26 protein-coding genes, 1 pseudogene and 1 riboswitch are annotated in these 25,910 nt (G+C 48.9%); of the genes and pseudogenes, 14 read left to right on the top strand and 13 right to left on the bottom strand.

What is annotated here, in order from left to right:
- Nucleotides 1-88 precede the first annotated feature (88 nt).
- The gene (locus PQI28_RS04005; protein ID WP_339962582.1) at nucleotides 89-1,279 is read left to right on the top strand and encodes a helix-turn-helix domain-containing protein; all 1,191 of its coding nucleotides are present in this window, start codon (nucleotides 89-91) and stop codon (nucleotides 1,277-1,279) included.
- A 4-nt stretch (nucleotides 1,280-1,283) separates the two neighbouring features.
- Here the strand turns inward: PQI28_RS04005 and PQI28_RS04000 are convergent.
- Both PQI28_RS04000 and PQI28_RS03995 read right to left on the bottom strand, forming a co-directional pair.
- Nucleotides 1,284-2,092 (bottom strand): annotated as a pseudogene (locus tag PQI28_RS04000) (S66 family peptidase).
- 63 nt (nucleotides 2,093-2,155) lie between these two features.
- On the bottom strand, nucleotides 2,156-2,482 hold the full coding sequence (locus tag PQI28_RS03995; protein ID WP_214790236.1) for a winged helix-turn-helix transcriptional regulator: 327 nt from the start codon (nucleotides 2,480-2,482) through the stop codon (nucleotides 2,156-2,158).
- Nucleotides 2,483-2,588: 106 nt separating this feature from the next.
- Between PQI28_RS03995 and PQI28_RS03990 the strand changes: the two genes are divergently transcribed.
- On the top strand, nucleotides 2,589-3,392 hold the full coding sequence (locus PQI28_RS03990) for a VOC family protein (RefSeq protein WP_339962581.1): 804 nt from the start codon (nucleotides 2,589-2,591) through the stop codon (nucleotides 3,390-3,392).
- A gap of 13 nt (nucleotides 3,393-3,405) precedes the next feature.
- On the opposite strand, the gene PQI28_RS03985 is transcribed toward PQI28_RS03990, so the two are convergent.
- Both PQI28_RS03985 and PQI28_RS03980 read right to left on the bottom strand, forming a co-directional pair.
- Complete coding sequence (locus PQI28_RS03985; RefSeq protein WP_074034157.1) at nucleotides 3,406-4,398, bottom strand: 5'-3' exonuclease; 993 nt, start codon at nucleotides 4,396-4,398, stop codon at nucleotides 3,406-3,408.
- 199 nt (nucleotides 4,399-4,597) lie between these two features.
- Nucleotides 4,598-5,920: a hemolysin family protein gene (locus PQI28_RS03980; RefSeq protein ID WP_339962580.1), complete on the bottom strand. Its 1,323-nt coding sequence runs from the start codon at nucleotides 5,918-5,920 to the stop codon at nucleotides 4,598-4,600.
- Nucleotides 5,921-6,109: 189 nt separating this feature from the next.
- On the opposite strand from PQI28_RS03980, the gene PQI28_RS03975 reads away from it, so the two are divergent.
- The gene (locus PQI28_RS03975; RefSeq protein WP_214695826.1) at nucleotides 6,110-6,907 is read left to right on the top strand and encodes a glucose 1-dehydrogenase; all 798 of its coding nucleotides are present in this window, start codon (nucleotides 6,110-6,112) and stop codon (nucleotides 6,905-6,907) included.
- A 33-nt stretch (nucleotides 6,908-6,940) separates the two neighbouring features.
- On the opposite strand, the gene PQI28_RS03970 is transcribed toward PQI28_RS03975, so the two are convergent.
- The gene (locus PQI28_RS03970) at nucleotides 6,941-8,896 is read right to left on the bottom strand and encodes an ATP-binding protein (protein ID WP_339962579.1); all 1,956 of its coding nucleotides are present in this window, start codon (nucleotides 8,894-8,896) and stop codon (nucleotides 6,941-6,943) included.
- A gap of 189 nt (nucleotides 8,897-9,085) precedes the next feature.
- On the opposite strand from PQI28_RS03970, the gene PQI28_RS03965 reads away from it, so the two are divergent.
- Both PQI28_RS03965 and PQI28_RS03960 read left to right on the top strand, forming a co-directional pair.
- A complete protein-coding gene (locus PQI28_RS03965; RefSeq protein WP_214746862.1) occupies nucleotides 9,086-9,406 on the top strand; it encodes a PadR family transcriptional regulator in 321 nt (106 codons plus the stop codon).
- On the top strand, nucleotides 9,403-10,434 hold the full coding sequence (locus PQI28_RS03960; protein WP_339962578.1) for a DUF4097 family beta strand repeat-containing protein: 1,032 nt from the start codon (nucleotides 9,403-9,405) through the stop codon (nucleotides 10,432-10,434). Before PQI28_RS03965 ends, PQI28_RS03960 begins: the two co-directional genes overlap by 4 nt.
- A gap of 32 nt (nucleotides 10,435-10,466) precedes the next feature.
- On the opposite strand, the gene PQI28_RS03955 is transcribed toward PQI28_RS03960, so the two are convergent.
- The 4 genes from PQI28_RS03955 to PQI28_RS03940 all read right to left on the bottom strand — a co-directional run bounded on the left by PQI28_RS03955 (nucleotide 10,467) and on the right by PQI28_RS03940 (nucleotide 14,811).
- Entirely contained in the window at nucleotides 10,467-11,159 is a 693-nt protein-coding gene (locus tag PQI28_RS03955) for a LutC/YkgG family protein (RefSeq protein ID WP_339962577.1), read from the bottom strand.
- Nucleotides 11,159-12,559, bottom strand: coding sequence for a LutB/LldF family L-lactate oxidation iron-sulfur protein (locus PQI28_RS03950; RefSeq protein WP_445236744.1), 1,401 nt, complete (start codon nucleotides 12,557-12,559; stop codon nucleotides 11,159-11,161). Before PQI28_RS03950 ends, PQI28_RS03955 begins: the two co-directional genes overlap by 1 nt.
- Before the next feature lie 2 nt (nucleotides 12,560-12,561).
- Nucleotides 12,562-13,299 carry a (Fe-S)-binding protein gene (locus tag PQI28_RS03945; RefSeq protein ID WP_214876281.1) on the bottom strand — a complete coding sequence of 246 codons (738 nt, stop codon included), beginning with the start codon at nucleotides 13,297-13,299 and terminating at the stop codon, nucleotides 12,562-12,564.
- Nucleotides 13,300-13,527: 228 nt separating this feature from the next.
- Nucleotides 13,528-14,811, bottom strand: coding sequence for an NCS2 family permease (locus tag PQI28_RS03940; RefSeq protein WP_339962644.1), 1,284 nt, complete (start codon nucleotides 14,809-14,811; stop codon nucleotides 13,528-13,530).
- Between the two features lie 245 nt (nucleotides 14,812-15,056).
- Here PQI28_RS03940 and PQI28_RS03935 point away from each other — a divergent pair, with 245 nt between their 5' ends.
- From PQI28_RS03935 to PQI28_RS03915, 5 genes are all read left to right on the top strand, one after another.
- Entirely contained in the window at nucleotides 15,057-15,290 is a 234-nt protein-coding gene (locus tag PQI28_RS03935; protein ID WP_214876283.1) for a hypothetical protein, read from the top strand.
- Nucleotides 15,291-15,300: 10 nt separating this feature from the next.
- Nucleotides 15,301-16,260, top strand: coding sequence for a LacI family DNA-binding transcriptional regulator (locus PQI28_RS03930; protein WP_337874242.1), 960 nt, complete (start codon nucleotides 15,301-15,303; stop codon nucleotides 16,258-16,260).
- Between the two features lie 67 nt (nucleotides 16,261-16,327).
- Nucleotides 16,328-16,609 carry a HesB/YadR/YfhF family protein gene (locus tag PQI28_RS03925; RefSeq protein ID WP_074034990.1) on the top strand — a complete coding sequence of 94 codons (282 nt, stop codon included), beginning with the start codon at nucleotides 16,328-16,330 and terminating at the stop codon, nucleotides 16,607-16,609.
- 97 nt (nucleotides 16,610-16,706) lie between these two features.
- Complete coding sequence (locus tag PQI28_RS03920) at nucleotides 16,707-16,841, top strand: hypothetical protein (RefSeq protein WP_256441184.1); 135 nt, start codon at nucleotides 16,707-16,709, stop codon at nucleotides 16,839-16,841.
- A gap of 94 nt (nucleotides 16,842-16,935) precedes the next feature.
- Nucleotides 16,936-17,865: a manganese-dependent inorganic pyrophosphatase gene (locus tag PQI28_RS03915; RefSeq protein ID WP_339962575.1), complete on the top strand. Its 930-nt coding sequence runs from the start codon at nucleotides 16,936-16,938 to the stop codon at nucleotides 17,863-17,865.
- A gap of 90 nt (nucleotides 17,866-17,955) precedes the next feature.
- On the opposite strand, the gene PQI28_RS03910 is transcribed toward PQI28_RS03915, so the two are convergent.
- Genes PQI28_RS03910 through PQI28_RS03900 form a run of 3 tightly spaced genes read right to left on the bottom strand, consistent with a single transcriptional unit; the run spans nucleotide 17,956 to nucleotide 21,326 of the window.
- Complete coding sequence (locus PQI28_RS03910; protein ID WP_339962574.1) at nucleotides 17,956-19,083, bottom strand: DUF418 domain-containing protein; 1,128 nt, start codon at nucleotides 19,081-19,083, stop codon at nucleotides 17,956-17,958.
- Nucleotides 19,084-19,103: 20 nt separating this feature from the next.
- Nucleotides 19,104-20,657, bottom strand: coding sequence for an ABC-F family ATP-binding cassette domain-containing protein (locus tag PQI28_RS03905; protein ID WP_074034179.1), 1,554 nt, complete (start codon nucleotides 20,655-20,657; stop codon nucleotides 19,104-19,106).
- A gap of 60 nt (nucleotides 20,658-20,717) precedes the next feature.
- Nucleotides 20,718-21,326, bottom strand: coding sequence for an NAD(P)-dependent oxidoreductase (locus PQI28_RS03900; RefSeq protein ID WP_214695843.1), 609 nt, complete (start codon nucleotides 21,324-21,326; stop codon nucleotides 20,718-20,720).
- A gap of 126 nt (nucleotides 21,327-21,452) precedes the next feature.
- Nucleotides 21,453-21,554: riboswitch (purine riboswitch) on the top strand.
- A 77-nt stretch (nucleotides 21,555-21,631) separates the two neighbouring features.
- On the opposite strand from PQI28_RS03900, the gene PQI28_RS03895 reads away from it, so the two are divergent.
- From PQI28_RS03895 to PQI28_RS03880, 4 genes are read left to right on the top strand one after another with little or no spacing between them, the layout of a single operon-like run.
- Nucleotides 21,632-22,213 (top strand): xanthine phosphoribosyltransferase, encoded by a 582-nt coding sequence (locus PQI28_RS03895; RefSeq protein WP_339962573.1) that lies wholly within the window; start codon nucleotides 21,632-21,634, stop codon nucleotides 22,211-22,213.
- Nucleotides 22,210-23,514, top strand: coding sequence for a nucleobase:cation symporter-2 family protein (locus tag PQI28_RS03890; protein WP_339962572.1), 1,305 nt, complete (start codon nucleotides 22,210-22,212; stop codon nucleotides 23,512-23,514). The genes PQI28_RS03895 and PQI28_RS03890 overlap by 4 nt, the downstream gene beginning before the upstream one ends.
- Before the next feature lie 34 nt (nucleotides 23,515-23,548).
- The gene (locus PQI28_RS03885) at nucleotides 23,549-24,196 is read left to right on the top strand and encodes an NAD(P)H-binding protein (RefSeq protein WP_339962571.1); all 648 of its coding nucleotides are present in this window, start codon (nucleotides 23,549-23,551) and stop codon (nucleotides 24,194-24,196) included.
- Nucleotides 24,193-24,585: an RDD family protein gene (locus PQI28_RS03880; RefSeq protein ID WP_339962570.1), complete on the top strand. Its 393-nt coding sequence runs from the start codon at nucleotides 24,193-24,195 to the stop codon at nucleotides 24,583-24,585. Before PQI28_RS03885 ends, PQI28_RS03880 begins: the two co-directional genes overlap by 4 nt.
- Nucleotides 24,586-24,606: 21 nt before the next feature.
- On the opposite strand, the gene PQI28_RS03875 is transcribed toward PQI28_RS03880, so the two are convergent.
- Complete coding sequence (locus tag PQI28_RS03875) at nucleotides 24,607-25,872, bottom strand: purine/pyrimidine permease (RefSeq protein ID WP_224862935.1); 1,266 nt, start codon at nucleotides 25,870-25,872, stop codon at nucleotides 24,607-24,609.
- Nucleotides 25,873-25,910: the final 38 nt, after the last annotated feature.

Below are 25,910 nucleotides of genomic sequence, written 5' to 3'. Positions count from 1 at the left end.
AGTTAAATGTGATTTAACATTATCATAAAGGTAATCGAGTGAAATGTAAACATAAAGTTCAATATAATTTAACTTATAGAGGTGGCATATGATTGGTGAACGAATTAAAGAGTTACGAAAACAGAAAAAAATGACCCAAACGCAGTTGGCGGAAGGAATTGTCACGAAATCGATGCTCAGTATGATTGAAAATGGGAAAGCGGAAGCATCGATGCGTAGCTTACGAGAACTCGCAAGTCGGTTAGATGTCTCGATGCAACAGTTATTGACTGACCCGAAAGAAGCTGAACTACAGACGTTGGTCGAACAGTTAGAATATGAAGAATTGACAATCATTTCGCGTTCAGATCAAGAAATACGACAGATGCTTTCCCCATACTTAAAAGAAGAAATGAACTCCGTGTGGCAAGGTAAAGCATACATGTTGTATGGGGATACGTACTTTCAAGAAGGAGAAAGTGAGAAGGTATTGACCTACTACGACCGTGCCATTGAAATTTTTGAGAAGCTCGGTGAATCTGATGAATTGGCAATGGGACGAATCAGCCAGGCTTATTATTTATTGATGTGGAATCGATATGAAGAATCGCTTGAACGGATTGATGCGATCGAACTTCTTGATGCGAAATACATGAAAACGAAAACGAGAACTGAGTATGTCATGTTGATTGTCTTTAAAAACCTTCTTTGTGATGAGGATTTGGACGATTCGATTCAACAGCTTGAAGACGTGCTCGAGTATATGAAACGGACAAGAATCTACTACCGTGCGGACGACGTGTATCGCACCATTTCGATTTGCGCGCTCTATTTGAACGATGAGAAGAAAATTCATGAGTCGTTACAAAAGGCGAAGCAATATATTCAATTCACGGAAGATCGTTTGGCTGAAATCAAAGTGGCACTTTCTGAAGCGCTCTATGCGATGGAATATCGACATGTCAAACTATTAGGAAAGAACATCAAATTGATGGAATCTCTCACGACAGATGTCGAACCATTTATTGCAGCGATTTCGATGGCGAAAGGTGTGTACTACGCTTTTCGAGGGGAATCGGAAAAAGGAAGAGAGTGTTTATTGGCACTATGGGAAAATCGAGACGAGTGGAAAACACATAGTTTAGTCGATATCGCAATTTACTACGAGGGGTTATTAAGGGGAACACTCAACGGATGCGGAGACGACTGGGTACCGGTCATTAAAGAAAAAGTAGCAGAATTCCCACAAGGTCTGTTTCGCAAACGTCTAGAATTATTACTACAACAAATCAAGGGCTGACGCATCAGCCCTTGAACGTTTGAATCAATGTACCCTGACCATGCTCGACTTGGACAGAGGCGTGGGCGCCATTGACGAGCGTCATTTGAGGCGGAACGTGTCCACAATCGATATCGTAAAAGATTGGAACCTCTAGCATGTGGTGAAGCTCCTCATATATCATCTCGACCGTATAGTCTTGATGTACAGATGGTGCATCACTTCGTCCGAACAGAATACCAGACGTATGATTGAACCAACCGGCCCACTTCATTTGAAGAAGGGTCCTTTTTAATGCCGGAACGTTCATCTCGGCGTTCTCAAAATACCAAAGAATCGGTTCATCATTCAGGTGCTCGTGTTGGAACGTCTTAACGTCTCCATACGGTGTCCCGATTGTATGTAAGAGCACGTCAAGACATCCGCCGAGCAATCGACCAGGTTCGGACCATGGGCCGAGGCGATTCCGGTTTTTAATGTATAGACGAAGAGTAACAAACTCGTATCCGAATAACCGAGCATCCATTTCGCGGGTAAGGATTGCCAATCAATTTGATCGAGGATCTCCATTAAGAGCTCCCCACCCCAGGGCGGAATAATCAAGTCGACATTGTCATCTTGAAGTAGGGATGTCAGTTCATGTGCACGCACCCGAGCTGGCGCAGATTTTCCAAATCGTTGTTTCCACGCATTCGGGGTGAATTGCAACGTGAACCCTCGATTGGAAAACTTATGTTCCGCTTGATGCAATAAATGGTGTAATTCTGTTGGTATACCTGATGAGGGAGCAGTGACACCGATTTGATGACCGGTGAACTGTGGATAACGAATCATGACGACCTCCTGTGGATAAGTGATAAATGAAATCGGTTAAAGCGGTTATCCACATGTGGACAACTAGTTGGAGCGCATCCGTTCGGCGTGACGCATTCCCCATTCGTTCATCGCTTCGAGAATCGGGATCAGTGTTTTCCCATACTCGCTTAAGCGATAATCGACACGGGGAGGGACTTCTGGATAGACGGTTCGGATGACGATATCTTGTTCTTCTAAGTCGCGGAGTTGCGCGGTCAATATCTTTTGGCTGATCTTTGGTAACGCTCGTTTCAACTCACTGAAACGTAACGTATCCCCATTGATCAGGACGAGGAGGATGGAGTGCTTCCATTTTCCTGTAATCAGTTCGAGTGCCGTATCGACTTCGCAGCTTGTTATCTTGGTCACATCGTTCTTCCTTTCCATTAGTATCGTTGAAGTAACTATACCACCTTTTTGTGCCTACTTCTGCAATGTGAACCGAGCGGGTATAGTGAAGGTGAGGTGATTGTATATGAAAATCGAAAATATTGAACTAGGACCGGTGACGCTACGCGTCCGTGACATCGAACAGATGAAACAATTTTATGTAGACGTGATTGGGATGAGTGTCCTTGAAGAAACCGAAGAGCTTGCCACGCTTGGTACGAAAGAGCGTCCGCTCGTCATCTTGCACCATGTTCCACAGGCGAAGACGAATCCGCGGGCGGCAGGGTTGTTTCATTTAGCGATTTTATTGCCAGATCGTGTAGAGTTAGGAAGCATCTTGGCGCACCTCATCGAACAACGCATCGAAGTCGGACAAGGCGACCATTTAGTGAGTGAAGCGTTCTACTTGAGTGACCCAGAAGGGAACGGGATCGAGCTATATGCCGATCGTCCGAAAGAACAATGGAGCTATGAAACGAACGGGCATGTGAAGATGGCGACTGAACCGGTCGACTATGAATCGATGCTTCAAGCTGCAGTGAATCGACCATTCGCAGGGTTACCGATTGGCACGACGATGGGACATGTGCACTTTAAAGTCCGGTCAATCGAAGCAGCGAAACGCTTCTACCATGACCGACTCGGATTTTCTGTTACGACGGATTCTTATCCGGGGGCACTGTTCTTAGCGGCAGACGGGTATCATCATCACATCGGCACGAACGTGTGGGCACGTCCGAGTGAAGCTCTAGGGGTCGAAGCCGGACTCGAAGCGTGGACACTTCTTGTCAACGAAGAGACAAACCAGGCGTTAGGTGGAACATCGTCTGAATGGACGTTGACGGATGAAGATGGAATTACTGTGCATATAAAAAGAACGGGCGCATGAGCGGCCGTTCTTTTTAACGTGCGGATGTTTTCTTCTGACCTGCATTGAAGGAGAGACGAAGTCCGCGTTTTTGATACGCTTGCTCGACTCGCTTCGGGTTGAGGCTGAGCTCGAGATGAGCCAACTTCAAATGGTCAAGTGCCGGCACCGTGACATCAAGACGAACGAGCTCCATGTTGCGCTCTGCTTTTTTGCGTGTTCGTCTCAAGTTACGGGGCACCTCCTCTGACGTCAGTGCCGCGATCGTTTCATTTACTTGTTGTCGCTTATCACCTTTGATACTCAAGGCAGAATACAGCTTATCGAGCGAACCGAATCGTTTGATCAATTGGACCGATTGGTTTTCGTCAAGTCCCGCAACGGGTGGAATTCCGTCTGAACGGTCTCCCGTCAACGCTTTAACGGCTGACAGCTGTTTCGGTTTCAACCCTTCGTATAACGCCGCAATCTCTTCTGGTCGAATTTCTAAATGACGTTTGAGCGGTAACGGACGGTTATCACGAATGTCACAGCGAGCCTGCATTTGCTGAAGCTCCTGTGTTTGCAACCAAACGGTGATTCGTGGACTGACAAGCTGTAACAAGTCTTTGTCTTTTGTCATGATGACCACAGGTGCACTGCAACTGAATTTACGTGCGATGTGGGCGATTAAATCTTCCCCTTCATAACCTTCTACTTGGAATTGTGGAATTCCACTATCCTCAAGCAGTTGGCGCATGAGTTCCATCTGTGCTTTTAATTCAGGCGGTGTTTGACGTCTGCGGCGTTTATAGCCCGGGTAGAGTTCTCGACGCCATAATGTTTCACGTGAGACGTCCCAGACGACGACAAAGTGAGTCGGACGATGTCTGCGTAGAATCGTCCGGATGAGGCCGGTCATTCCGATGACGGCACTCCGATCGTTTTTGGATACCTCGCGTCCTTTTTTTGTTCGGCTCGCGGCGGCACCATAGTAAGCACTGGCCAGCATGGAGTTACCGTCAATCAAAAATAGTTTGCGTTCCATGCGTAACCTTCTTTCTATTTCTTTCTGTTTAAACCGAACATCTCGCCATGTTTCGGTGATGTTGTGTCATTGAGTGCGTGACACTCAAATAAGCAACATATGTGCAGTATATCACGGCAAGAGGCGAAAATATAGCGACAGTTCGGTTCACACATGAAAAACCCTTCTCCAAATCAAGGAGAAGGGTTTGACAGAAACCTTATTCTGAGAGAGGCTCTTCCTCTTCATGTGAAGCTAAAATCAGGTCGACAAAGACGATTCGGTGGTTATCGACTTCACTGACAATCAATTCATGGTCGCCAGGTAAGAGGAAGCGTTCGCCCGTCCGAGCATTCGCTTTTTGCGATAAGACAAATCCGCCAACTGTATCGACATCATCTTCGATTTCGATCCCGAACCGTTCCTCGAGTTCTTGTGTTAACACAAGTCCAGAGAGACGGTAATGTTTCGGCGCAATTTCTGTAATTTCTGCTTGTTCATCTCGGTCGAACTCGTCGCGAATCTCACCAACGATTTCTTCTAGGATGTCTTCAATCGTTAAGAGGCCGGCAGTACCCCCGTACTCATCGATGACTAAACACATCATCGTCTGCGCGTTTTGCATCTTCACCATCGCTTCTTGAAGCGGCGTGAACTCGGTGACGAGTGGCAATTGATGAATGAACGACTCGAACGGTGCGTCATTTTTCGAAAGTTGAGCAGTGAAGAGTTGTTTTGCATTCACAAATCCGAGCACGTCGTCACGGTCGCCATCTCGTGTGACCGGATAACGCGTATACTGGTGCTCTTCGACAACTGAAATGATTTCTTCAATCGTATCTTCTTCATCGATTGTGACCATGTTCATACGTGGAACCATGGCATCCTTGGCGATTCGTTCGTCAAACGAGAAGATGTTTTGTACATATGCCAACTCGTTTTCGTTGATTTCACCACTGCGGAAACTTTCCGTCATGATGATTTTCAGCTCTTCTTCTGAGTGTGCCGTCTCCTGAGCCGTTGTCTGCACCCCGAATAAGCGGAGGGTGAGACGTGCCATGCTGTTCAAGGCACGAATGAACGGGTAGAAGATTTTCGTGAACACATAGAGCGGACGTGCGACAAGGAGCGTCAACTTTTCGGCTTCATGGACCGCAAGTGTTTTCGGCACAAGTTCTCCAATGACGACATGCAGGAACGCGATGAGTAAGAATGCGATCAGGAACGACAAGAATGTCACAAGAGATTGCGATAAGTTCAACTGGTCGACCCATGTGTGGATATATGTTTCGATTTGGTCGGCACCAATCCAGCCGAGTCCGAGTGCAGAAAGTGTAATCCCGAACTGAGATGCAGAAAGGGAGTCGTCGATATTCTCGATGACTTTTTTTGCGCTGATCGCTTTCTTGTTTCCTTCAAGCACGAGCTGGTCGAGTCGAGCGCCACGCACTTTCACAATTGAAAATTCGGCTGCCACGAAAAAGGCAGTCAAAAAGATTAAGAGCGCAACGATGAGTAAGCTGAGTAACATGGGACTGTCCAACAATTCCCCCAAAAATCGGGGAGTCACCTCCATTGAGTATAAGATCAAACGTCTTTCAGGCAGTTCCTGAAAACGAATAGTTTGTTTCAGTATAGTTGATTTGTTTCAAATATTCAAAATGCAGCCAATCATGTTTGATGAGGAGGGGAATGTGGGAAGTAAAAACGAGAAGATGAAGGAGGAGTTCACATGGCAAACTATCCAGAATTAAAAGGAAAAGTCGCGGTCATCACGGGAAGCTCGAAAGGTCTCGGTCGAGCAATCGGTGAGCGTTATGCGAAAGAAGGGATGAATGTCGTCCTGAACTATCGTAGTAGTGAAAAAGAGATGGAAGAAGTCATCCGTGGCATCGAGGCAGGTGGTGGGAAAGCCGTCGCCGTAAAAGGGGACGTCTCGGAAGAAGGACTCGCGGAGAAGATGATTGAAAAAGCCATTGCTGAGTTCGGGAAAATGGATATTTTCGTGAATAACGCCGGCGTTCAAGTCGAGGCGAAAACACATGAGATGGAATTCGACAATTGGAAGAAGATTATCGACGTCAACTTGAACGGAACGTTCCTTGGTGTCCGTGCTGCCTTGAAGTACTTCGTTGAGAACAAAATTGAAGGCAATATCATCAACATGTCTTCTGTTCACGAAGTCATTCCACGTCCTGGTTATACACATTACGCAGCAAGTAAGGGCGGCGTAAAAATGTTTACGAAATCAGTCGCTCTCGAATATGCACCGAATCACATTCGTGTGAATGCGATCGCACCAGGGGCAATCGATACACCAATCAACGAAGAGACGATGAGCGACCCAGAAGAGAAGAAAGGGTTAGAGGCACTCATCCCATCTCACGTCATCGGGAAACCGGAACAAATCGCTGCCGTTGCCGCATGGCTCGCGTCGGATGAATCGTCATATGTTACAGGGACAACGATTTTTGCGGATGGTGGACTATCACTTTATCCATCATTCGGTCCAGAGAATAAAGTACAGTAAACAAGAGGGTGCGCTATCGCACCCTCTTGTTGTTTAGCTACTCATTTGATTCGATACATCCATTTTTGGAAGACTAACGGTGAAAATGGAACCTTTACCGATATTCGATGTAGCATGGATTGTGCCACCATGACCTTCTACGATTTCTTTGCAAATCGCGAGACCAAGGCCGGTGCCTCCGATTTTGCGACTGGCGGAATTGTCGACACGATAAAACTTGTCAAACAACTTCGACAGTGCGGTTTGAGGAATCCCGATTCCATGGTCTTCAATCGAAATATCGATCCAATCCGGTCGCTCACATGCGACACGGACATGGATGTCTCCACCATGAGGAGAATACTTCACAGCATTATGGAGTAGATTCATGAAGAGTTGATTAAGTCGCGTTCGGTCTCCATATACATAAAGATCTTCCTGACAATCAAACGAAATTTGATGATGTTGGCTTGCTCCTTGATGCACCGCGATGGCCTGTTTCAGGATGTCGGACAGGCGCTCCGATTCGTTATGGTACGTCTGTTGTCCTGATTCCATCCGTTGAACATCGAGCAAGTTGGAAATCAAATCTTCGAGACGCAATGTCTCTTGATGAATCATCCCTAAATATTTTTCGGAACGTTCGGCTGAAAGTTTTCGGAAACGGAGAAGCTCAGTGAATCCGATGATACTCGTGAGTGGGGTACGAAGTTCATGGGAGACAGTCGAAACGAGTTCGGTTTTCAAACGGTCGACCTCAGTCTCATGCGTGACATCACGGAAGACGAGCATCGTCCCGTGGCGTGTTCCTCTCAAGTAAATCTTCTCCGCATACATTTGAATGAAGCGTTCTTCCTGATTCATCGAGAACGTGACGCTCTCTTCTTTACACTGTCCGTCAAACGACCGCTCCATGAACGCGAAAAAGTCATCCTTTTGGTCGACCTGCAGTCCAAGTTCTTCGAGACTGGCGTCTAAACTGTATAAGTCGACTTCATTTCGCTTTGTGATCGGTTGGTTAAACAAGACGAAGAGTGCTTGGTTGGCCACTTTTTCGCTTGTTGCGTGCTCGACATAGATGACGGCATCGCGGATGGAGTGAAGGAGACGCGCTGTCTTCTCACGCTCTTCTTCGATTCGATGGCGCTGCGTCGTGAGTGACGAAGCCATCTGACGGAATGAGGTCGTCAGTTGACCGACTTCGTTTTTAGATTGAACGGTGACCGGCGTGACCGGTTGCTTCTCTCCGGCAAGGCGCTTGCTGTTTTCAATCAATTCCTGAAGTTGACCCGTTAAGCGTCTGACGTAAGGGCGAGCGACGATGAAGAGAATGAATAGGACTCCGAGCAAGGAGAGGAGCCAGAGAGCTTGTGCCCATTTCGTATGTGTCGCAAGTTGAGCACGGAGCGCATCCTCTTCTGCGTTCAGTGAGTTCCGATATTCCGTGAAGACGCTCTCCATATCGACGATGCTCGCGCTCATATCTGCGGCACTTTTCGAGTTGATTTTAAATTTACGGTCTGCCGGCGGCTCTTTTTGAGGGTTTACCTTCCCGAGCGTTGGCATTTTTAAAAAGGGTTCGGTCACACTTCCGTTCCGCTTTCCTTCTACATAACGTTCAAGGCTCGGCATGACGCGTTCTTGATAAGCAACAAACAGTGTACGGGCATCGCTCGCATACGTTTTTTCCTTATCGGTTACGGCGTTCTGTTCGAACCAAGTCGTCTGTTCGTCAATCAAAACTTGTTTATCTTGTACGCGCTCTAGCATCGCATCGTCTCCGAGGAGTACGTAGCCGCGCATTTCATATTGCATCGACTGCCATGTCTCGAACAATTCGGTCGCATTCGTGCGCCGTTCACTGATGTTCTCGAGCGATGACGTCGTCTGTTCGATTTGGTTTTCCGTATACACATATACGGCAAGTGATGTGAGGAGGATCAGTCCGATGAATAAATAGAAGACGAATAAAAATTGTCTTCCGATCCGCTGGTCAATCCATGACTTCATAAAGACCGTTCCTTCCTAGAATGATGAACATTCCGACTGTGACAAATATCCTACGAGTGTCGTTCTTTTATTGTACAGATTCACCTCTTCAGAAGCTAGATATTAAGAAATCAGGGGAATGAATACTATTGTTTATTGAATAGTAGTGATTGATGTGCTATTGTTCTATGTATAGTAGGGGGTGGGATCATGAATCCTCAATTCAAGAAGGGCGTACTCAATCTTTGTGTGCTGGCGCTTGTAGCGGAACAAGACCGCTACGGCTATGAACTCGTCCAAGCGATTTCGGCCAAAGTAGCCATTTCAGAAGGTGCCGTCTATCCGTTGTTGCGTCGCTTGACGACAGAGGGCTATTTCACAACGTATTTAATGGAGTCCGGAGAAGGGCCGCCGCGGAAGTACTATCAGATCACGGAACAAGGGCTTACACATTTGGCTGAGTTACGAACGGAATGGAATGTATTCACGAACGGCGTCAATGACTTAATCCGAGGGGGAGACGACAGATGAATGAAGAACAGTACTTGTCAGAGCTTGAGCAATTATTGATGAACGTGAAGGTGAAAGATCGCCTCGATATTTTACGAGATGTGTCTGAGTACTTCACGAGCGGTCGATTAGAAGGAAGAAGTGATGAAGAGATGGCGCGCGAGTTAGGGGAACCGAGCGTGCTCGCATCGGAACTACTTGCTTCTGTCGATTTTGAAGTAGCGGAGTCGACACGACCGCCTGCAGTTGTCAAAAGTTCGACCGTCGCTTTCCAAAGCGTCCTCATTCAAGTTCAACATGCGCAGGTGTTCGTGACACCATCACAAGATGGATATGCGTACGCGACACTTGAAACAGAGACCGACCATGGGGTAGTCATGGATATCGTCGGGGACACGTTAGAAATCCGGATTGAATCCGAACGTCGTTTCGGTCTGTCTGATTTGTTTTCGTGGTTTGGGTCAAAAGCACCGGTCCTTCGGGTCGAGCTACCTCATCACGCCTATCATCAAATTCAATTGAAGAATCGTCACGGTTCGAGTGATGTACAAGATCTTCAAGCGGAACGTTTACTCGTAGAGAGCGAGAATGGGCGAATCATCGCACATCACATTCAAGCACGTCATGGCGAACTTCGCACATCGAACGGGAAAGTGCTCGCATCAGACTGTCATGGTCACGATTGGGAGCTTCATTCCTCAAACGGTCGTGTTGAAGCGAAGCACTCTCAGCTAGAGCGCATCAACATTCATTCCTCGAACGGTCGAATCGATGTTGATCACGTCACAGGAGCCATTGATGCAAAGACGTCGAACGGCCGGATTGACTGCCTCGTTCAATCGATTCAAGCACCGATTCGTTTGAAGACAAACAACGGAAAGATTGACTTGCACGTGGATGAACGTCCGAAAGATGTGACGATTCGGGCGAAGTCACGGAATGGAAAAGTCAATGTGTTCGGAGAACGGTCGAAAGAGTGCGTGTTCGGTGAAGGATCCATTGAAGTGAAGCTAACAAGCTCAAACGGAAGCGTCACGGTATCAGGATAAACATAGCCCCTCCATCGATGGAGGGGCTATGTTTATAAATCATGCACCAACACATAGGCAACCCGGACAGGTCCATGAACACCGACGATGAGGTTCATCTCGATGTCGGCCGAGTTCGACGGACCGGAGATGAAATTGACGCCGTTCGGGGAATGGAGACCATCTCGATCGAGTGCGGCAAGCTGTTGTGCCGTTTGCGTCATACGTGGGACAAGGACAGATTTCGGGATAATCGCAATATGGTCTTGTGGTAATAGACTGATCGTCCGTGAATTACCAGGCTTCGCGTATTGGACGATTGTCGCACTTTCCGCAAACGCCGCATCCGCGATCGTGATGCCGATGTCGGCACGTGCGGCGAGCTCTCGGCTCGTGTCCGGCTTTGTCGAATCCCACCATGCGAACGTCTCACTCGTAGAGGGAGCCCAAGCGGAAATTCGGTCATCGTTTTCCGCGAGGATCCGTGTTCCTTCGTAACGTTCAATCAAGAGGCGGAGCGTATCATCGAGATGCGTGGATTCGCATTCCACCAAATCAGTATGGATTCGTGTCGCGACCATGCGAAACGTCTCGAGTAGCTCTTCTTCGCTCGCATCTTTTAACACGTCGTCTTGTGGGTGATGTTTGTATTCGCGTTTCGGTGGGGTGAGGTCGACCTCACGCCCGAGCTGTTTGGCGATGCGTTGTAAAAAGTCTTCACGGTTTGTGATTGTACCAGGATTCATCAGGCGTTCCCTCGTTTCTTGAACCAATCTCGGACGGTCTGTTTGTTCGGCTGTGGCAAGTCTTTCGAGTCCGTCCAAGCCGGCAGTCCTTTTTCAATCTGACCAGATGTGGCGAACGGTGATGTCGCAAACGGTGCGACATGTTCCGCTGCTTCGAATAAGAACGGACTTGATGCTGTGACGGCAAATCCCTTCATCGCAATTCGTTCCACGAAAGGTGATTGTTTCTTTTCCTCAACGATGACGCGGCGGTGTTCAATCAACAGCTCGTGTAACGGAATCTTCACGGGGCATGCCTCTGTACAGGCACCACAAAGACTCGACGCATAAGGAAGTTCTTTATAGTTCTCGTATCCATCTAGGAGTGGGGCTAAGACGGCACCAATCGGACCAGGATAGATTGAACCGTACGCATGACCGCCGATGTGACGATAGACAGGACAGACGTTGATACAGGCCGCACAACGAATGCATTGCAGGACCGATTGGAACTGTGTACCGAGAATGCCAGAACGCTTATTGTCGACGATGACGAGGTGGAATTCTTCAGGACCATCGACTTCACCGACCGCGCGCGTCCCGGCGAATGTCGTGATGTATGACGTGAGGCGTTGACCGACCGCGCTTCGACAAAGCATATTGACGAGTACTTCGAACTCTTCATAAGAAGGGACAACCCGTTCCATCCCCATGACAGAAATGACCGTGTCAGGAAGTGACGTCACCATGCGCCCGTTCCCTTCATTGGTCACAAGCCCGACGGCTCCACTCTCCGCAATGGCAAAATTACAGCCGGTGATACCGACTTCTGCCTTTAAAAAGTCTTTTCGTAGTTCTTTTCGTGCATAGCGCCCGAGTTCAGTCGGATCGTTTGAACCGGCATAGCCGTGAGCGGTGAACGTCTCATGGACAGCGTTGCGGTCTTTGTGCAGGGCAGGGGCGACGATATGAGACGGTGGGTCTTCGTCGAGTTGCAAAATCCATTCCCCAAGGTCGGACTCGACGACGGTACATCCTTCTTCCTGGAGCGCCTCGTTCAACCCAATCTCTTCTGTGACCATCGATTTTGATTTCACGACATGTTTGGCTTGTTTCGAACGAACGACTTCCCGAATGTAACGGTTCGCTTCTTCTGGCGTCTCTGCGAAGAAGACGCTCCCACCTCGTTTTGAGACATTCTCGCTCAATTGATACAAGTAATAGTCGAGATGCTCGAGCACGTGTTGACGAATCTCTTCCGAGTGGTCACGGAACGCTTCCCAGTCTCCGAGTTCACCCGCAGCATCCAACCGTCCATCCCGTAGCCGGTTTTGAGCTGAACTGACGGCTTGCCGCATGAACGCATCCTCAATCCCGTCCTTGCGACGGTCCTGAAACTTCTCCTCTAACCGAATCCCCATGCTCATGCTTGTTTCACTCCTTCGTTCAAGACTTCGGCAATATGCATCACTTTAATCGGATGTCCCTGTTTATGAAGGCGTCCGCCGATGTTCATCAGACACGATGCATCCGCTCCAATCAAAACGTCTGCACCGGACTGTAAAATCGATTCGACTTTCTCGTCCACCATCTGCACCGACACGTCCGGCATCTTGACGGAGAACGTCCCTCCGAACCCGCAACAGTTATGTACGTTCGCGAGGGGGACCATCGTCAAGCCATCAACGTTTCCTAGCAACTTTCCAGGCGCCGCTTCAATTCCGAGAAGGCGGGTCATATGACAAGACGCATGATAGGTCGCTTTGGCGGGGAATTTGGCGCCGACATCAGTGACTTCGAGCACATCAACGATGAACTGCGTCAGCTCAAACGTTTTGGCGGCATGTGCCTCTGCCCGAGGACCCCATACCGGATCACCTTGGAACAAATGCGGATAGTCGCGCATCATCATGACACATGACCCCGATGGTCCGACAATATATTCCGCATCTGCTTGTTCGAACGTTTCAATCATGTGTTTAGCGATTTTTTTCGTTTCCTCATGATAGCCGCTGTTATAAGCAGGTTGCCCACAACACGTCTGTTCAAAAGGGAAGGTCACCTCACACCCTAAATGTTCGAGCAGTTCGACTGTCGCTTGTCCGACGGATGGAAACAACGTATCTGATAAACAAGTGACGAATAAAGCTACATTCGGCATAGCCATTCCTTCTTTCTTCTCATGATAGCGATTTCACCGTCATTATTTCATAATACGTAGGAAAGTGACAGGAAAATGGGGAGGAAAACTGATTTATTTGTAAAATCCTGTCTAATTGATAATGCATCTCACTGAATGATAATTCATCCGTAGTCTGATATAAAACAGCATTCCGCTACGTATAACAGAAAAAGACCCTCGTCACATGACGAGGGTCTTTTATCTAAATTATAGGAAAAACATTTCCAAGATGAAGAGTGCGCCGAACAAATAGATGAGCGGGTGAACCGTCTCTTTGTTCATCGCTTTGAAGATCGGGTACAAGATGAACCCGAATGCGATCCCACGTTCGATACTTCCTGAAAGCGGCATGATCAAAATCGTCATGAAGGCCGGGAAGTATTCGCTAAAGTCGCTCCAGTCGATATAACGGACGTTCGTCAACATGAGCGCCCCGACGATGATAAGTGCAGGAGCTGTGATCGCCGCAACGCCAGAGATGGCACCGATGAGCGGGCTGAAGAAGAGCGTCAATCCGAACAAACCAGTGACGACGGCCGTTGTGAGACCCGTACGTCCACCTTGTGCGACACCGGCTGCAGACTCGATGTATGCCGTCGAAGGACTCGTCCCGACGAGTGAACCACCCATTGTGGCAAGTGAGTCGGCAAAGAGTGCACGGTGACCATTTTCAATCGTTCCGTCTTCTTTTAAGAGACCAGCTTGTTTCCCGACACCGACAAGTGTACCTGTCGTATCGAACAATGTGACGAGGAAGAACGAGAGGACTGCACCGAATAATCCATATTGAATGACATCACTAAATGCTGTTACCGGGTTGACCATGAGTCCTTCTGGAAGTGTCGGCATTGCCGTGACACCGTTGATTTGTAAGATGTCCATGAAGTAAGCCACGATTCCAGTGAGTACCATCCCGATCAATAACGAACCGGGGACATTGCGCGAGAAGAGAAGTGCCGAGACGATTAAACCACCGAGTACGAGTAACACTTCTGGTGAGGATACGTCACCGAGACGCACCAAGTTTGCCTCATCTGCGACGATTAATCCCGATAACTTCAATCCGAGCGAAGCGATGAAGAGACCGATTCCGGTCGTGATCGCATGTTTCAACGAAGTCGGGATCGCCTGAATCAGTTTTGTCCGAATCGGAGAAAGCGACAAGATTAAAAAGAAGACGGACGAGACGAAGACGACGCCGAGTGCGGCGGATGGTGCGATTTGTTCTTGGGCGACGAGCGTGTAAGCGAAGAAAGCGTTGAGACCCATCCCGGGTGCCACAGCAATCGGCAAGTTCGCATAAAATGCCATTAAGCCTGTTCCGATGAGGATGGCAATGATCGTCGCTGTGAAAGCTTGAGCGAACGGGATTCCTGCGTCAGATAGAATCGCCGGGTTGACGACAGAGATGTACGCCATCGTCACGAACGTTGTGATTCCGGCTGTCACTTCTTGTTTAACATTCGTACCATGTTGTTTCAATTGAAAAATATTCATCGATAAAACTCCTTATTTCGGCCTATTTCCGAACATTAATTGAGAAAAATGTATAAATTAACGTTATCAACTTGATGACTATACAAAAATGTTTGATTCCCGTCAATTGTTTTGAGTAAAAAACTTGAAAAATGAAAGTTACCAATAAATAATGTTCGGAAATAAACTTTTTTCAAAAAAGACCTTGCTCTGAAACGCGTTTCAGAAGATACGGTATAGACAAAGGGAGGGGAACCGATATGAAACCGACAACGTGGAAGACATGGTGCAGTGGAATCGTATACGAACTCGTCATCAATCAGTTGTATACGCCGTTTGGAAAAATGTTGTGTACCCGTTTCCAGGAAGAGTTTCTTCACTTACCGTTAGAGGAGCGCTTCCGTCTCGTTCAAGCGATTCGAAGTCAAGTCGTCGAAAGAGGTGACAGTCAGCAAGCAGAGTGGGTACACTATATGCAAAGACTGACAAGTTGAGGTGGGGCGAATGGCAAACATTCGAGATATCGCGAAGCACGCTGACGTATCGGTGACGACGGTCTCGCGCGTGTTGAACGAGCATCCGTATGTATCGAAGGAAAAACGGACCCGTGTCCATGCGGCGATGAAAGAACTCGGGTATTTGCGAAATCAACAGGCGTTGACGTTGTCGACGGGGAAAACACAACGCGTCGTCGTCATCTTACCTTATATGGATCATCCGTATTACGGTCTCTTCGTCAACGGGCTTGCGAAAGCGGCCCTCGAGCACGATTACCGACTCGTCATGTGGCAGACGGAGTATAAGCTGAGTGAGGAGCGACAAGCACTCAATTTATTGAAGCATCGCGAAGTCGATGGGGCGATCGTCTTGTCGCACGAAATGTCCTTTAAGGAAATGGAGACGTATCGTGCGTACGGACCGATTGCCGTAGCAACCGTCGGCGCACCGGAGACGATCTCATCCATCCATGTCGACCATTATGCGTCGTTCGTGTCAGGTATTCATGTGCTACAGGAGCATGGATATGAAGAGATTGGAATCATCTTGTCAAGAAGCCATAGTCCGAGCTCCCTTGCGCGTCAGCAAGCCTATTTCGATGAAGTAGCGCATGCGCGTGAGCAATGGATTTGGACCGGTTATTTGACGAGTGAGGACGGTATTCGGTTAGCAGAAACGTTCCTCTCTCAAAAAGAGCGTCCTCGAGCGCTCTTTTTCTCGTCTGATTATGTCGCTCTTGGATTTTTGGGGGAGATGCAACGACGGAACATCTCCATTCCTGAGGAAGTCGCCATGCTAGGGTTTGACGGACATCCGATTAGTCGGGCATTCGGACTGTCGACGATGCTTTCTCCGAATGAACAGATTGGTCGTCAACTGTTTGAAACGACGCTCGCTGAAATGAACGGAGCCATTCCAGAGATTCACGGGATGACCGTCAACTATCAAGCGGGAATGACACTTTAGGCAACATCCTCGCTCGACTCTTTTGAAACGTTTAGAATGAAAGAAGTAGTCGAGAGGAGGAAATGTTATGAAGATTCAAGTAACAGAAGAAGCGCTCCAATGGTTTAAAGAAGAAATGGAAGTCGAAGCGGGTCAAACGGTTCGTTTGTTTGCAAAATACGGGGGCTCGACAGACTTGACGCACGGTTTCTCCGTGGGAGTCATCACAGAAGACGTGAACAATGCGGCTGTTGAGACCGAAGAAGACGGCATTCGTTTCGTCGTGGCGGAGCAAGATGAGTGGTTGTTCCAAGGACAAGACGTGAAAGTCGAACTTCGCGGAGAAGAAATCGTCTTCGTTCAAGCCTGACGTTTCAGTTTGTTTACGTTTGATGAAATGTCGTTTGACGAAATCTGGCTTGGGGAACAGATTACGACAAGTCGGATTTTCGAAAGGATGACACGATATGTCAGACAAAGAAAAGCGTGAACAAGAAGAAAAAGAGAAGTTGAAACGAGATCAACCGGATATCTCCCACGAAGAAGATTCAAAAGGAGATCATTCCGACCTCGAGGAGACAGATGAAGACGAACAATCATAAGAGCCGAAACGGCTCTTTTTGTTTGGGGAATTGAAAGAAATGCCGTGGACGTTATAATGGATAAGGGAAAACTATTTAGTGAGGAGAATGAGATATGAGTACAGTACTAGTCTTCGGACATAAAAATCCAGATACCGATACGATCACATCAGCGCTCGCCTATGCCGAGTTGAAAAAGAAATTAGGGATGGACGCAGAAGCGGTCCGTCTTGGCGAAGTGAACGGGGAAACGCAATATGCACTCGATCACTTCCGCGTAAAAGCACCACGTTTGATTGAAAGCGTAAAAGGTGAAGCAGAAGAAGTCATCTTAGTCGACCACAACGAGTTCCAGCAAAGTGCAGACGGCATCGAAGACGTGCGGATCCTTGAAGTCATCGATCACCACCGCATCGCGAACTTCCAAACGGCAGACCCGCTCTACTATCGTGCCGAGCCAGTCGGATGTACAGCGACAATTTTGTTGAAGTTGTATAAAGAGCACGGTGTTGAAATCGCAGCGGACATGGCCGGTTTGATGCTTTCAGCCATCATCTCGGACTCACTTCTCTTCAAATCACCGACATGCACGGACGAGGATATCAAAGCAGCGAAAGAACTTGCTGAGATTGCTGGTGTCGATGCAGAAGCATACGGGCTTGAGATGCTCAAAGCCGGTGCAGACCTTAGCCAAAAAACGATTGAAGAACTCATCTCACTCGATGCGAAAGAATTCGCGATGGGCGACTATCGTGTCGAGATCGCGCAAGTGAACACGGTCGATGCGAATGATGTCTTGAACCGTAAAGCGGAAGTCGAAGCGGCGATCGCGAACACGGTTGCAGCGAAAAACTTAGACTTGTTCGTATTCGCCATCACGAACATTTTGACGAACGATTCAGAAGCCATCGTTGTTGGACCAAAACCAGAACTCTTCGAGCAAGCGTTTAACGTGACGCTCCAAAACGGATTGGCGACACTTCCGGGTGTCGTCTCACGTAAGAAGCAAATCGTGCCATTCTTAACGGAAGCGGCGACAAAATAAAAACCCGAAGCCTTGGCCTCGAGCGGAACTGCAGACGTTCATTCGTCTGCAGTTTTTGTTTAAAAAAAGACCGGACAATGAAGTCCGATCTTAGGATGATTTTGTTTGTCTTCCATATGTCCCTAAACGCCATAGCTTCTCAAACGGTCCGTAACGGTGATTTTTTAGCCACCACATCGAGAAGAACGCCTGGGCAATCAAAATGGCGATGCTGAGGAATAACCCTTCGGTTAAAGAGAGCGCCCCGTATGCACCGAGTGCGATCACCGGTAAGAACACGATCAGCGTATGCGTCAAATAATTCGTGAGTGCCATCCGTCCGAGCGCTTGAAGAGGCGCGAACGTAAGACCTTTACGAACGGCTACCGTGAACAGACAGACGTAAGTCGTGGCGAGTAACTTCCCGGAAATCAAGACGGCGAACAAGTTTAACCAGAAGTATGCATACCCTTCACCATAATGATGCCAAATGATCACGCCGAAGAATGGAAGGGCGAGGACGGCACAGATGATGGCCGTGCGCATCAAGCTTTCTAGACGCCACGTCAGAAGTTTTCGTTCACGTCCGATATACAGTCCGAATAAGAATAGACTGAGAATCTCGAAACCGACAACGAACGAGTTGGAGAAGGCGTTAAAAATTTCGATGGAATATCGATAATCGAACCAGGCACCAAACCCTTGATTGAATACATCAGGGAACGGGATGCCGCCATAATAGCTTCCACCCATGCTCCATTCACTCAACGCGGAAGTTCCATACAACAGAAGGATACTTCCGATCAACAAGCCCCATGCCCACGTCAGAATGGCACGGTTGCTCAACTTATAGAAAAGGGGAAGCAATAAGCCCCACATCGCGTACGTATGGAGGATATCACCTGACCAAATCGCCAAGTGCGCGAGACCGAACAAGAAGAGGATCAAAATCCGGCGTATGTAACGACTGACCGATTCGCCACGAGCGTAAGAACGCTCGAGGAAAATCGAAAAGCCGATCCCGAATAAAAGGGAGAAAATCGTATAAAACTTCGTCTGCACGAACAAGTCAAAGAGCGTGCGGACGAACAAGTCGCTCCCATAATAATCGGGACGACCGAACATCCAGTCGCTCCCGAGCATACTCGGGATATTGACGAGGAAAATGCCGCAGAGGGCAAACCCTCGGATAATGTCATACAAAATAATCCGTTCATTCGTTTGAATTGGGGTCGCCATACGACACGTCCTTTACTGAATTAAAATACTTTCGTTGTCCACGACTCACAGTTCCAGACGTCTGTGACGATATCTTCATAGAATTCTGGTTCGTGACTGATGAGGAGGACACTTCCTTTGTACTCTTTCAACGCACGCTTCAACTCTTCCTTCGCGTCGACGTCCAAGTGGTTCGTCGGCTCATCGAGTAAGAGAAGGTTTGTCTCGTTGTTGAGGAGTTTACAAAGACGAACTTTCGCTTTTTCACCACCACTGAGGACGGAGATTTTACTTTCGATGTGTTTCGTCATGAGTCCGCACTTCGCGAGCATCGCGCGTACTTGCTGTTGGTTGAGTGACGGGAACTCGCTCCAAATCTCTTCGATACATGTGTTGTTGCTCGTTGCCGCTTCTTGTTCGAAGTAACCCATCTCCAGAAACTCACCGCGCTCGACGGTTCCTTCAAGCGGATTGATCAATCCAAGTAAGCTCTTTAAGAGCGTCGTCTTCCCGATTCCGTTCGCTCCGACGAGGGCAATCTTTTGACCGCGCTCCATCTGAAGGTCGAGCGGACGTGAGAGCGGCTCGTCGTATCCGATGACGAGACCTTTGGCATCAAAGATGAGGCGTCCCGATGTACGGGCCTGCAGGAAGCGGAATTCCGGTTTCGGACGCTCTGCACTCAATTCGATGACATCCATCTTATCGAGTTTCTTTTGACGTGACATCGCCATGTTTCGTGTCGAGACGCGTGCCTTGTTCCGGGCGACGAAGTCTTTCAAGTCGGCAATCTCAGCTTGTTGACGCTTATAGGCTGCTTCAAGTTGCGAGCGTTTCATCTCGTACACTTCCATGAACTTGTCATAGTCCCCGACGTAGCGGTTCAACTCTTGGTTCTCCATATGGTAGACCAAGTTGATGACGCTATTTAAGAACGGGATATCGTGTGAAATCAAAATGAAGGCATTGTCATAGTTTTGGAGATAGCGCTTCAACCACTCGATGTGTACTTCGTCCAAATAGTTGGTCGGCTCATCGAGGAGCAAGATATCCGGCTTCTCCAAAAGCAACTTCGCAAGCAATACTTTCGTACGCTGACCACCTGACAAGTCCGTGACGTCCCGGTCGAGACCGACATCTAAAATACCGAGACCGCGTGCGACTTCTTCTACTTTCGCATCGATGATATAAAAGTCGTTCGAGTCGAGCGTCTCTTGAAGTTCACCGACTTCAGCGAGCATGTCTTCCATCTGTTCAGGTGTCGCGTCACCCATCTCCATGTAGAGTTCGCCGATGCGCGTCTCCATGTCAATCAAGTATTGGAAAGCACCTTTTAAGACGTCACGAATCGTCATCCCGCGCTCGAGCACCGCATGTTGATCGAGGTAACCGACACGGACATTTTTCGCCCATTCGATTTTCCCTTCATCCGGTTGCAGTTTGCGTGTGATGATGTTCATGAACGTTGATTTTCCTTCACCGTTCGCTCCGACGAGACCGATGTGTTCCCCTTTTAAGAGGCGGAAAGAGACATCGTTCAAAATAGCGCGGTCACCAAAGCCGTGGCTCAAGTTTTGTACCGTTAATATACTCATAATTCGTTTTCGTTCCTTTCAAAGTAAACTACCCGATATTGTAGCATGAATCCAATCAAATTAGTACGCCAGTCCGACTGACTCCCGTACATGTTCATTCTCTTCGATGGCGTGAAGCATGAACTGGGCGACATCTGCCCGTGAGATGTGTTTCCCGTTATCCGGTACCTCATCGATGGCCGTACGATAAGTCGAGGTGCGAGGACCGTCCGTCAATTGCATCGGTCGTACAATCGTATAATCGAATGACGAGTTGCGCCACAGGTCCACGGCTGCCCGATGATCACGGAGCGGTTTTCGGAGCATGAACGTAATGGCTTTCCCTGCAAGTCCCGGTATCTCATTGTCGATTCCAGCTGAGGCCAAATAGACGACGCGTGAGATGCCATTCGTCTTCATCGCAGGGACGAGCTTGTCCGTGACACTCGCTAAAAAGTCCGGATCGCTCAAATCCGTTCCGAGACAGCTGATGACCGCATCATGACCATGCATCGCTTCTGTTAACGCATCGATGTCATATAAGTCGCCTTCGATGATTTCAAGTTGTGGGGTCCGAATCAACTTTTTCTGTTCACGTACGAACGCGGTGACGTCATGACCGTGCTCGATGGCTTGGTCGATGAATTGATGTCCGGTCCGACCGGTTGCGCCTAATACGAATAACTTCATAAGGGCAAGGCTCCTCTCTCATATCCAATACATACAGTATACAGCAGTTTCAGAAAAATCGAACATTTCACCGTTTGATTCCAACCTATTGCATTTCTCGTCAGCTCGTCTACAATAAAGTTTATCTTATATAAATAGATTCGCACTCGTATATCAGCGGAAATATGGTCCGCAAGTCTCTACCGAACTACCGTAAATGGTTCGACTACGGGTGGCGCTTGTCGTATGCTGTCGTTGATTTCCATGCGGTTCGTTGCCTCCCGATGAGGGGTGACGAATCGCATTTTTTAATGGAGGGAACAACAATGAAGCAGTTAGAAGACAAAATCCGTGAAGAGGGTCGGGCCTTATCCGACCAAGTGTTGAAAGTTGACGCCTTCTTGAATCATCAAGTCGACCCGGTGCTCATGCAAGCCATCGGAAAAGAGTTCGCAGAACGTTTCAAAGACGCTCAAATCGACCGAATCGTCACACTCGAATCGAGTGGGATTGCGCCAGCGATGATGACGGCGCTTGAGATAGGCATCCCGTTCGTATTCGCGCGTAAACGGAAATCGCTGACGCTCCAAGACGACCTCGTCGAAGCGGATGTCTACTCGTTCACGAAACAGGAGACGAACCGCATCAGCTTGAGCCGGCGCTTCGTCTTACCAGGCGAACGCGTTCTCGTCATCGATGACTTCCTCGCGAACGGGGAAGCGGCGCTCGGACTGACACAACTCGTCGAAGCGGCAGGTGCAGAAGTCGCAGGTGTAGGCATCGTCATCGAAAAATCGTTCCAACCAGGGCGCGACAAATTGATCGAGCGCGGTTATCGCGTGGAATCGCTAGCGCGCATCGCGAAATTAGAGAAAGACCACATCTCATTCGTGGAGGTCGTTCGATGAATACGTTCAAGACAGCCAGTCTAGGGTTTCAACATCTGCTCGCCATGTACACGGGAGCGGCAATCGTCCCGCTCATCGTCGGTGGTGCCATCGGTCTTGGGCCGACCGAGCTCGCCTATCTCGTGGCAATTGATTTATTCATGTGTGGGGTGGCGACGCTTTTACAAGTATGGACGACACGCTTCACGGGTGTCGGATTGCCGGTCGTCCTCGGATGTACGTTCACGGCGGTCGGTCCGATGATTGCCATCGGAAGCGCAAATGGGATTACGGCCATTTATGGCGCGTTGATTGCCAGTGGAATCATTGTCATCCTCATTTCTGGCTTTGTCGGGAAGCTCGCACGTTTCTTCCCGCCGGTCGTTCTCGGTTCGGTCGTGACAATCATCGGTCTCTCACTGATTCCGGTCGCTATCAATGACATCGGTGGCGGGATGCCAGGTGAGCCTGGATTCGCATCGATGCAGAATCTCGGATTAGGTGGTTTGACGATTTTACTCATTCTCATCTTGAACCGTGTCGGTACTGTCTTCACACGCGCCGCTGCTGTCCTCTTTGCCGTACTCATCGGAACAGGGGTTGCTGCTTCGCTCGGTCTCGTGGACTTCAGTCCTGTCCGTGAAGCAGGTTGGTTCCAAATGGTCCAGCCGTTCTACTTTGGGATGCCGACATTCGATGTGTCTGCCATCCTCGTCATGACGCTCGTTGCCATCATCTCGATGATTGAATCGACTGGTGTATTCTTGGCGCTCAGCGATATCACGAAAAAGCCAATCGGTGCGAACGAATTGACGAAAGGGTATCGTGCGGAGGGCGTCGCAACGATTCTCGGAGGGATTTTCAACAGCTTCCCGTACACGACGTTCAGTCAAAATGTCGGACTCGTTCAATTGTCTGGTGTAAAATCGCGCCGTGTCATCTTTTGGACAGGTGGATTGCTCATCTTGCTCGGATTCCTTCCGAAAGTCGCCACATTCACGACATTGATTCCAAAGCCTGTTTTAGGTGGAGCGATGCTCGTCATGTTCGGAACGGTCGCCGCTTCCGGCATTCGGATTCTAAGCCAGGTCGATTTTTCGAAAAACGAGAATTTGATTACCATCGCACTCTCGATTGGTGTCGGACTCGGCATCACCGCTAACCCAGCGATTGTCACCAACATGCCGGAATGGCTTCAATTGTTTACAGACAGTGCCATCGTGGCAGGTTCGTTCACGGCGCTCCTATTGAACGGATTCTTCCGTATGATGGACCGTTTCCGTCCCACGACGATCATTGCCGAAGAACGACAAGTCAGCTAGACTGAAGGAAATAGGAGTCTAGGAGGAGTCACGAATGGGGAAAACTGCACTTGTCGTAGGCGCGACCGGCTTGATTGGCCGCGAATTGGTGGAACAGTTATTAGAGAGTGACCGTTATGAGTCGGTCTGGATTGTCGTCCGTCGCTCGAAGCGATGGAGTCATCCGAAACTACACGAGGTCGTTGGATTCGAGGAGATGGATGCGGCGCTCCCACACATCGATGATGTCTATTGTGCACTCGGCACAACGATCGCGGTCGCTGGTTCACAAGAAGCATTCAAACAAGTCGATTTAGGGTTGCCGCTTGAAGTCGCTCGTATCGCCAAGGCACACGGTGCGACACGCTATGCGGTCGTATCGGCACAAGGTGCATCGTTACGTTCGTCTTTCTTTTACAATCGGGTAAAAGGGGAGCTTGAAAACGGATTGCGCATCTTCAACTTCGATCATCTGATTATCGCGCGTCCTTCGTTGTTACTCGGCGAACGTGATTCATTCCGACTCGGGGAAAAAGCGGCTGAGGTCATCAGTCGTCCGTTCCAGTCGCTGTTGGTGGAAAAGGCACCAGAAGTCGCACCGATTCAAGCGCTGCATGTCGCACGTGCGTTGATCATGGCGTCTGAAGAAGGCGAAGGGATCGAAGTGTTGACGTCGGGGATGATGCAGAGGATGAGCCGATGAACCCATTGACGAAGAAACGAACGAAAGCAGTCTTGATTGACAGTGTCATCGCAGGGCTCGTCAGCTATGGCGTGGAGCAACTCGTGCGCAAGAAAGTGAAGAGCGAGTTCGTGCATGCAGTCGTCACACCGACACTGCTCACATACGCGATGGAAGCTTGCCAAATGAGTCGAGGCGGACAAACCATCGGCTATAAGTTGATGGGGCTCGAGTTGAAAAATGATGACGGCACAGCTGTCACGGCGAAACAGGCGCTAAAGCGTGCTCTTTACCGTGATACGTTGTCGGGGGTGCGATACTGGAAAGATCGCGCACATTTTGAACAAGAAGAAGGCGCTGTGTTACCGCACGATGCCCATTACCATATGCATGTACGTGAAAAGAACTGACCGTTATGGTCAGTTCTTTTTTCAATCCTTGATTTTACTTAAGATAGCTGTCGTCAAAGCGACGATCGTTCCGAGGACGAGTCCGTTTGAGAAGACGGTCGCAAGGAGCGGCGGCAAATCATTCATCGAACCAGGTGGCAAGAGCATCGCCCCGGCACCGATGACGAGCGGGAGACCGACCGTAAGAGAAGCCGTCGATTGTTTTAATTCGAAGGCAGCCTCATTGATTCCGATGATGATCATCGTTGCGATAAGTGGTGTCACGATCGCATAGCCGACAGCGGCTGGGATACTCGCAATCAACGAGACGAATGGTCCGATGAGTGCCAATCCCATCATGAGGGCATGGGCAATTAAATGAGGAGCGCGCTGGACGCTCTCCGTCGAAGAGAGGAATCCGGCCGTCCCGGAGATTGCGACAGGACCTGGTGTTCCGAACAGACCAGCCACGATTTGACTGACCCCACTTGCAACACCAGACGCGGGAACGTTCCCTTTGATTTCACGTTTTTCACGAGAGCTGACGATACGTTCAATCAACTTGATGTTCGCGAGGACGTTCGTCATGAGAAGCAAGGTGATAACGAAAGCCGTCGGCAACAAGTTCCAATCCCACACCCAACTTCCGAAGGGAAGAAGTTCCGGTACGAGGAAGAACGATTCTGAGCGGACGATTGGATTTCCGAGATCGAGCAAGTGGAATAAACCGAACCCGACGAAAAGCGTCATGACGAGTCCATATTGTTTAAAGCGACTTTGCTCAAGCGTGAGTGCGAATAAGACGAGACCAGCCGTCGCGACGGCTTGAACGATGTTGATTCCGTCTTCCGTCACCCCGAAGCCACCTTTAATGACGGCCCCTGATAATTGGAGGACGAGTAAAATCATATAGACGCCGAGTACTTGAGGTGTAAACAGGGCGAGCATGCGTCTTAAGATACCGGTGACGGTCAATAGCACACCGAGGATTCCGCTTAAGAACAACATAAATCCGAGAGCCTGCAACGTTTCTTGCTGACTTCCGTATAGGGCGGGACCGATGGATGCGTATAAGGTGAAGACGCCCCACCAAATGCCGGCGGGTCCTTCGAGTATTGGGAGGCGATGTCCGAGCAACGTCTGGATGATGCTAAAGAGTGCGAAGATGAAGAGTGAGCGGGATATGAAGGTCATCGTCTCATCTGGTGACAGTTCAAACAAGGCGGCGATGGAGAGTGGTGGTACAATATTTGTAGCTAAAATAAAAATAAACCACTGAATCGTCGTGGTTACATTACTTCTGGTCATGGTGTCCCCCTGATCATGCTTTTTCTTATTAGTGTAAC

The sequence above is a fragment of the Exiguobacterium sp. USCH10 genome (genome assembly GCF_037619445.1).
In the GTDB taxonomy this organism is placed as follows: domain Bacteria; phylum Bacillota; class Bacilli; order Exiguobacteriales; family Exiguobacteriaceae; genus Exiguobacterium; species Exiguobacterium aestuarii_A.
The sequence above is the reverse complement of the archived record's forward strand: the minus strand, read 5'-3'. Positions and strand labels throughout refer to the sequence as shown.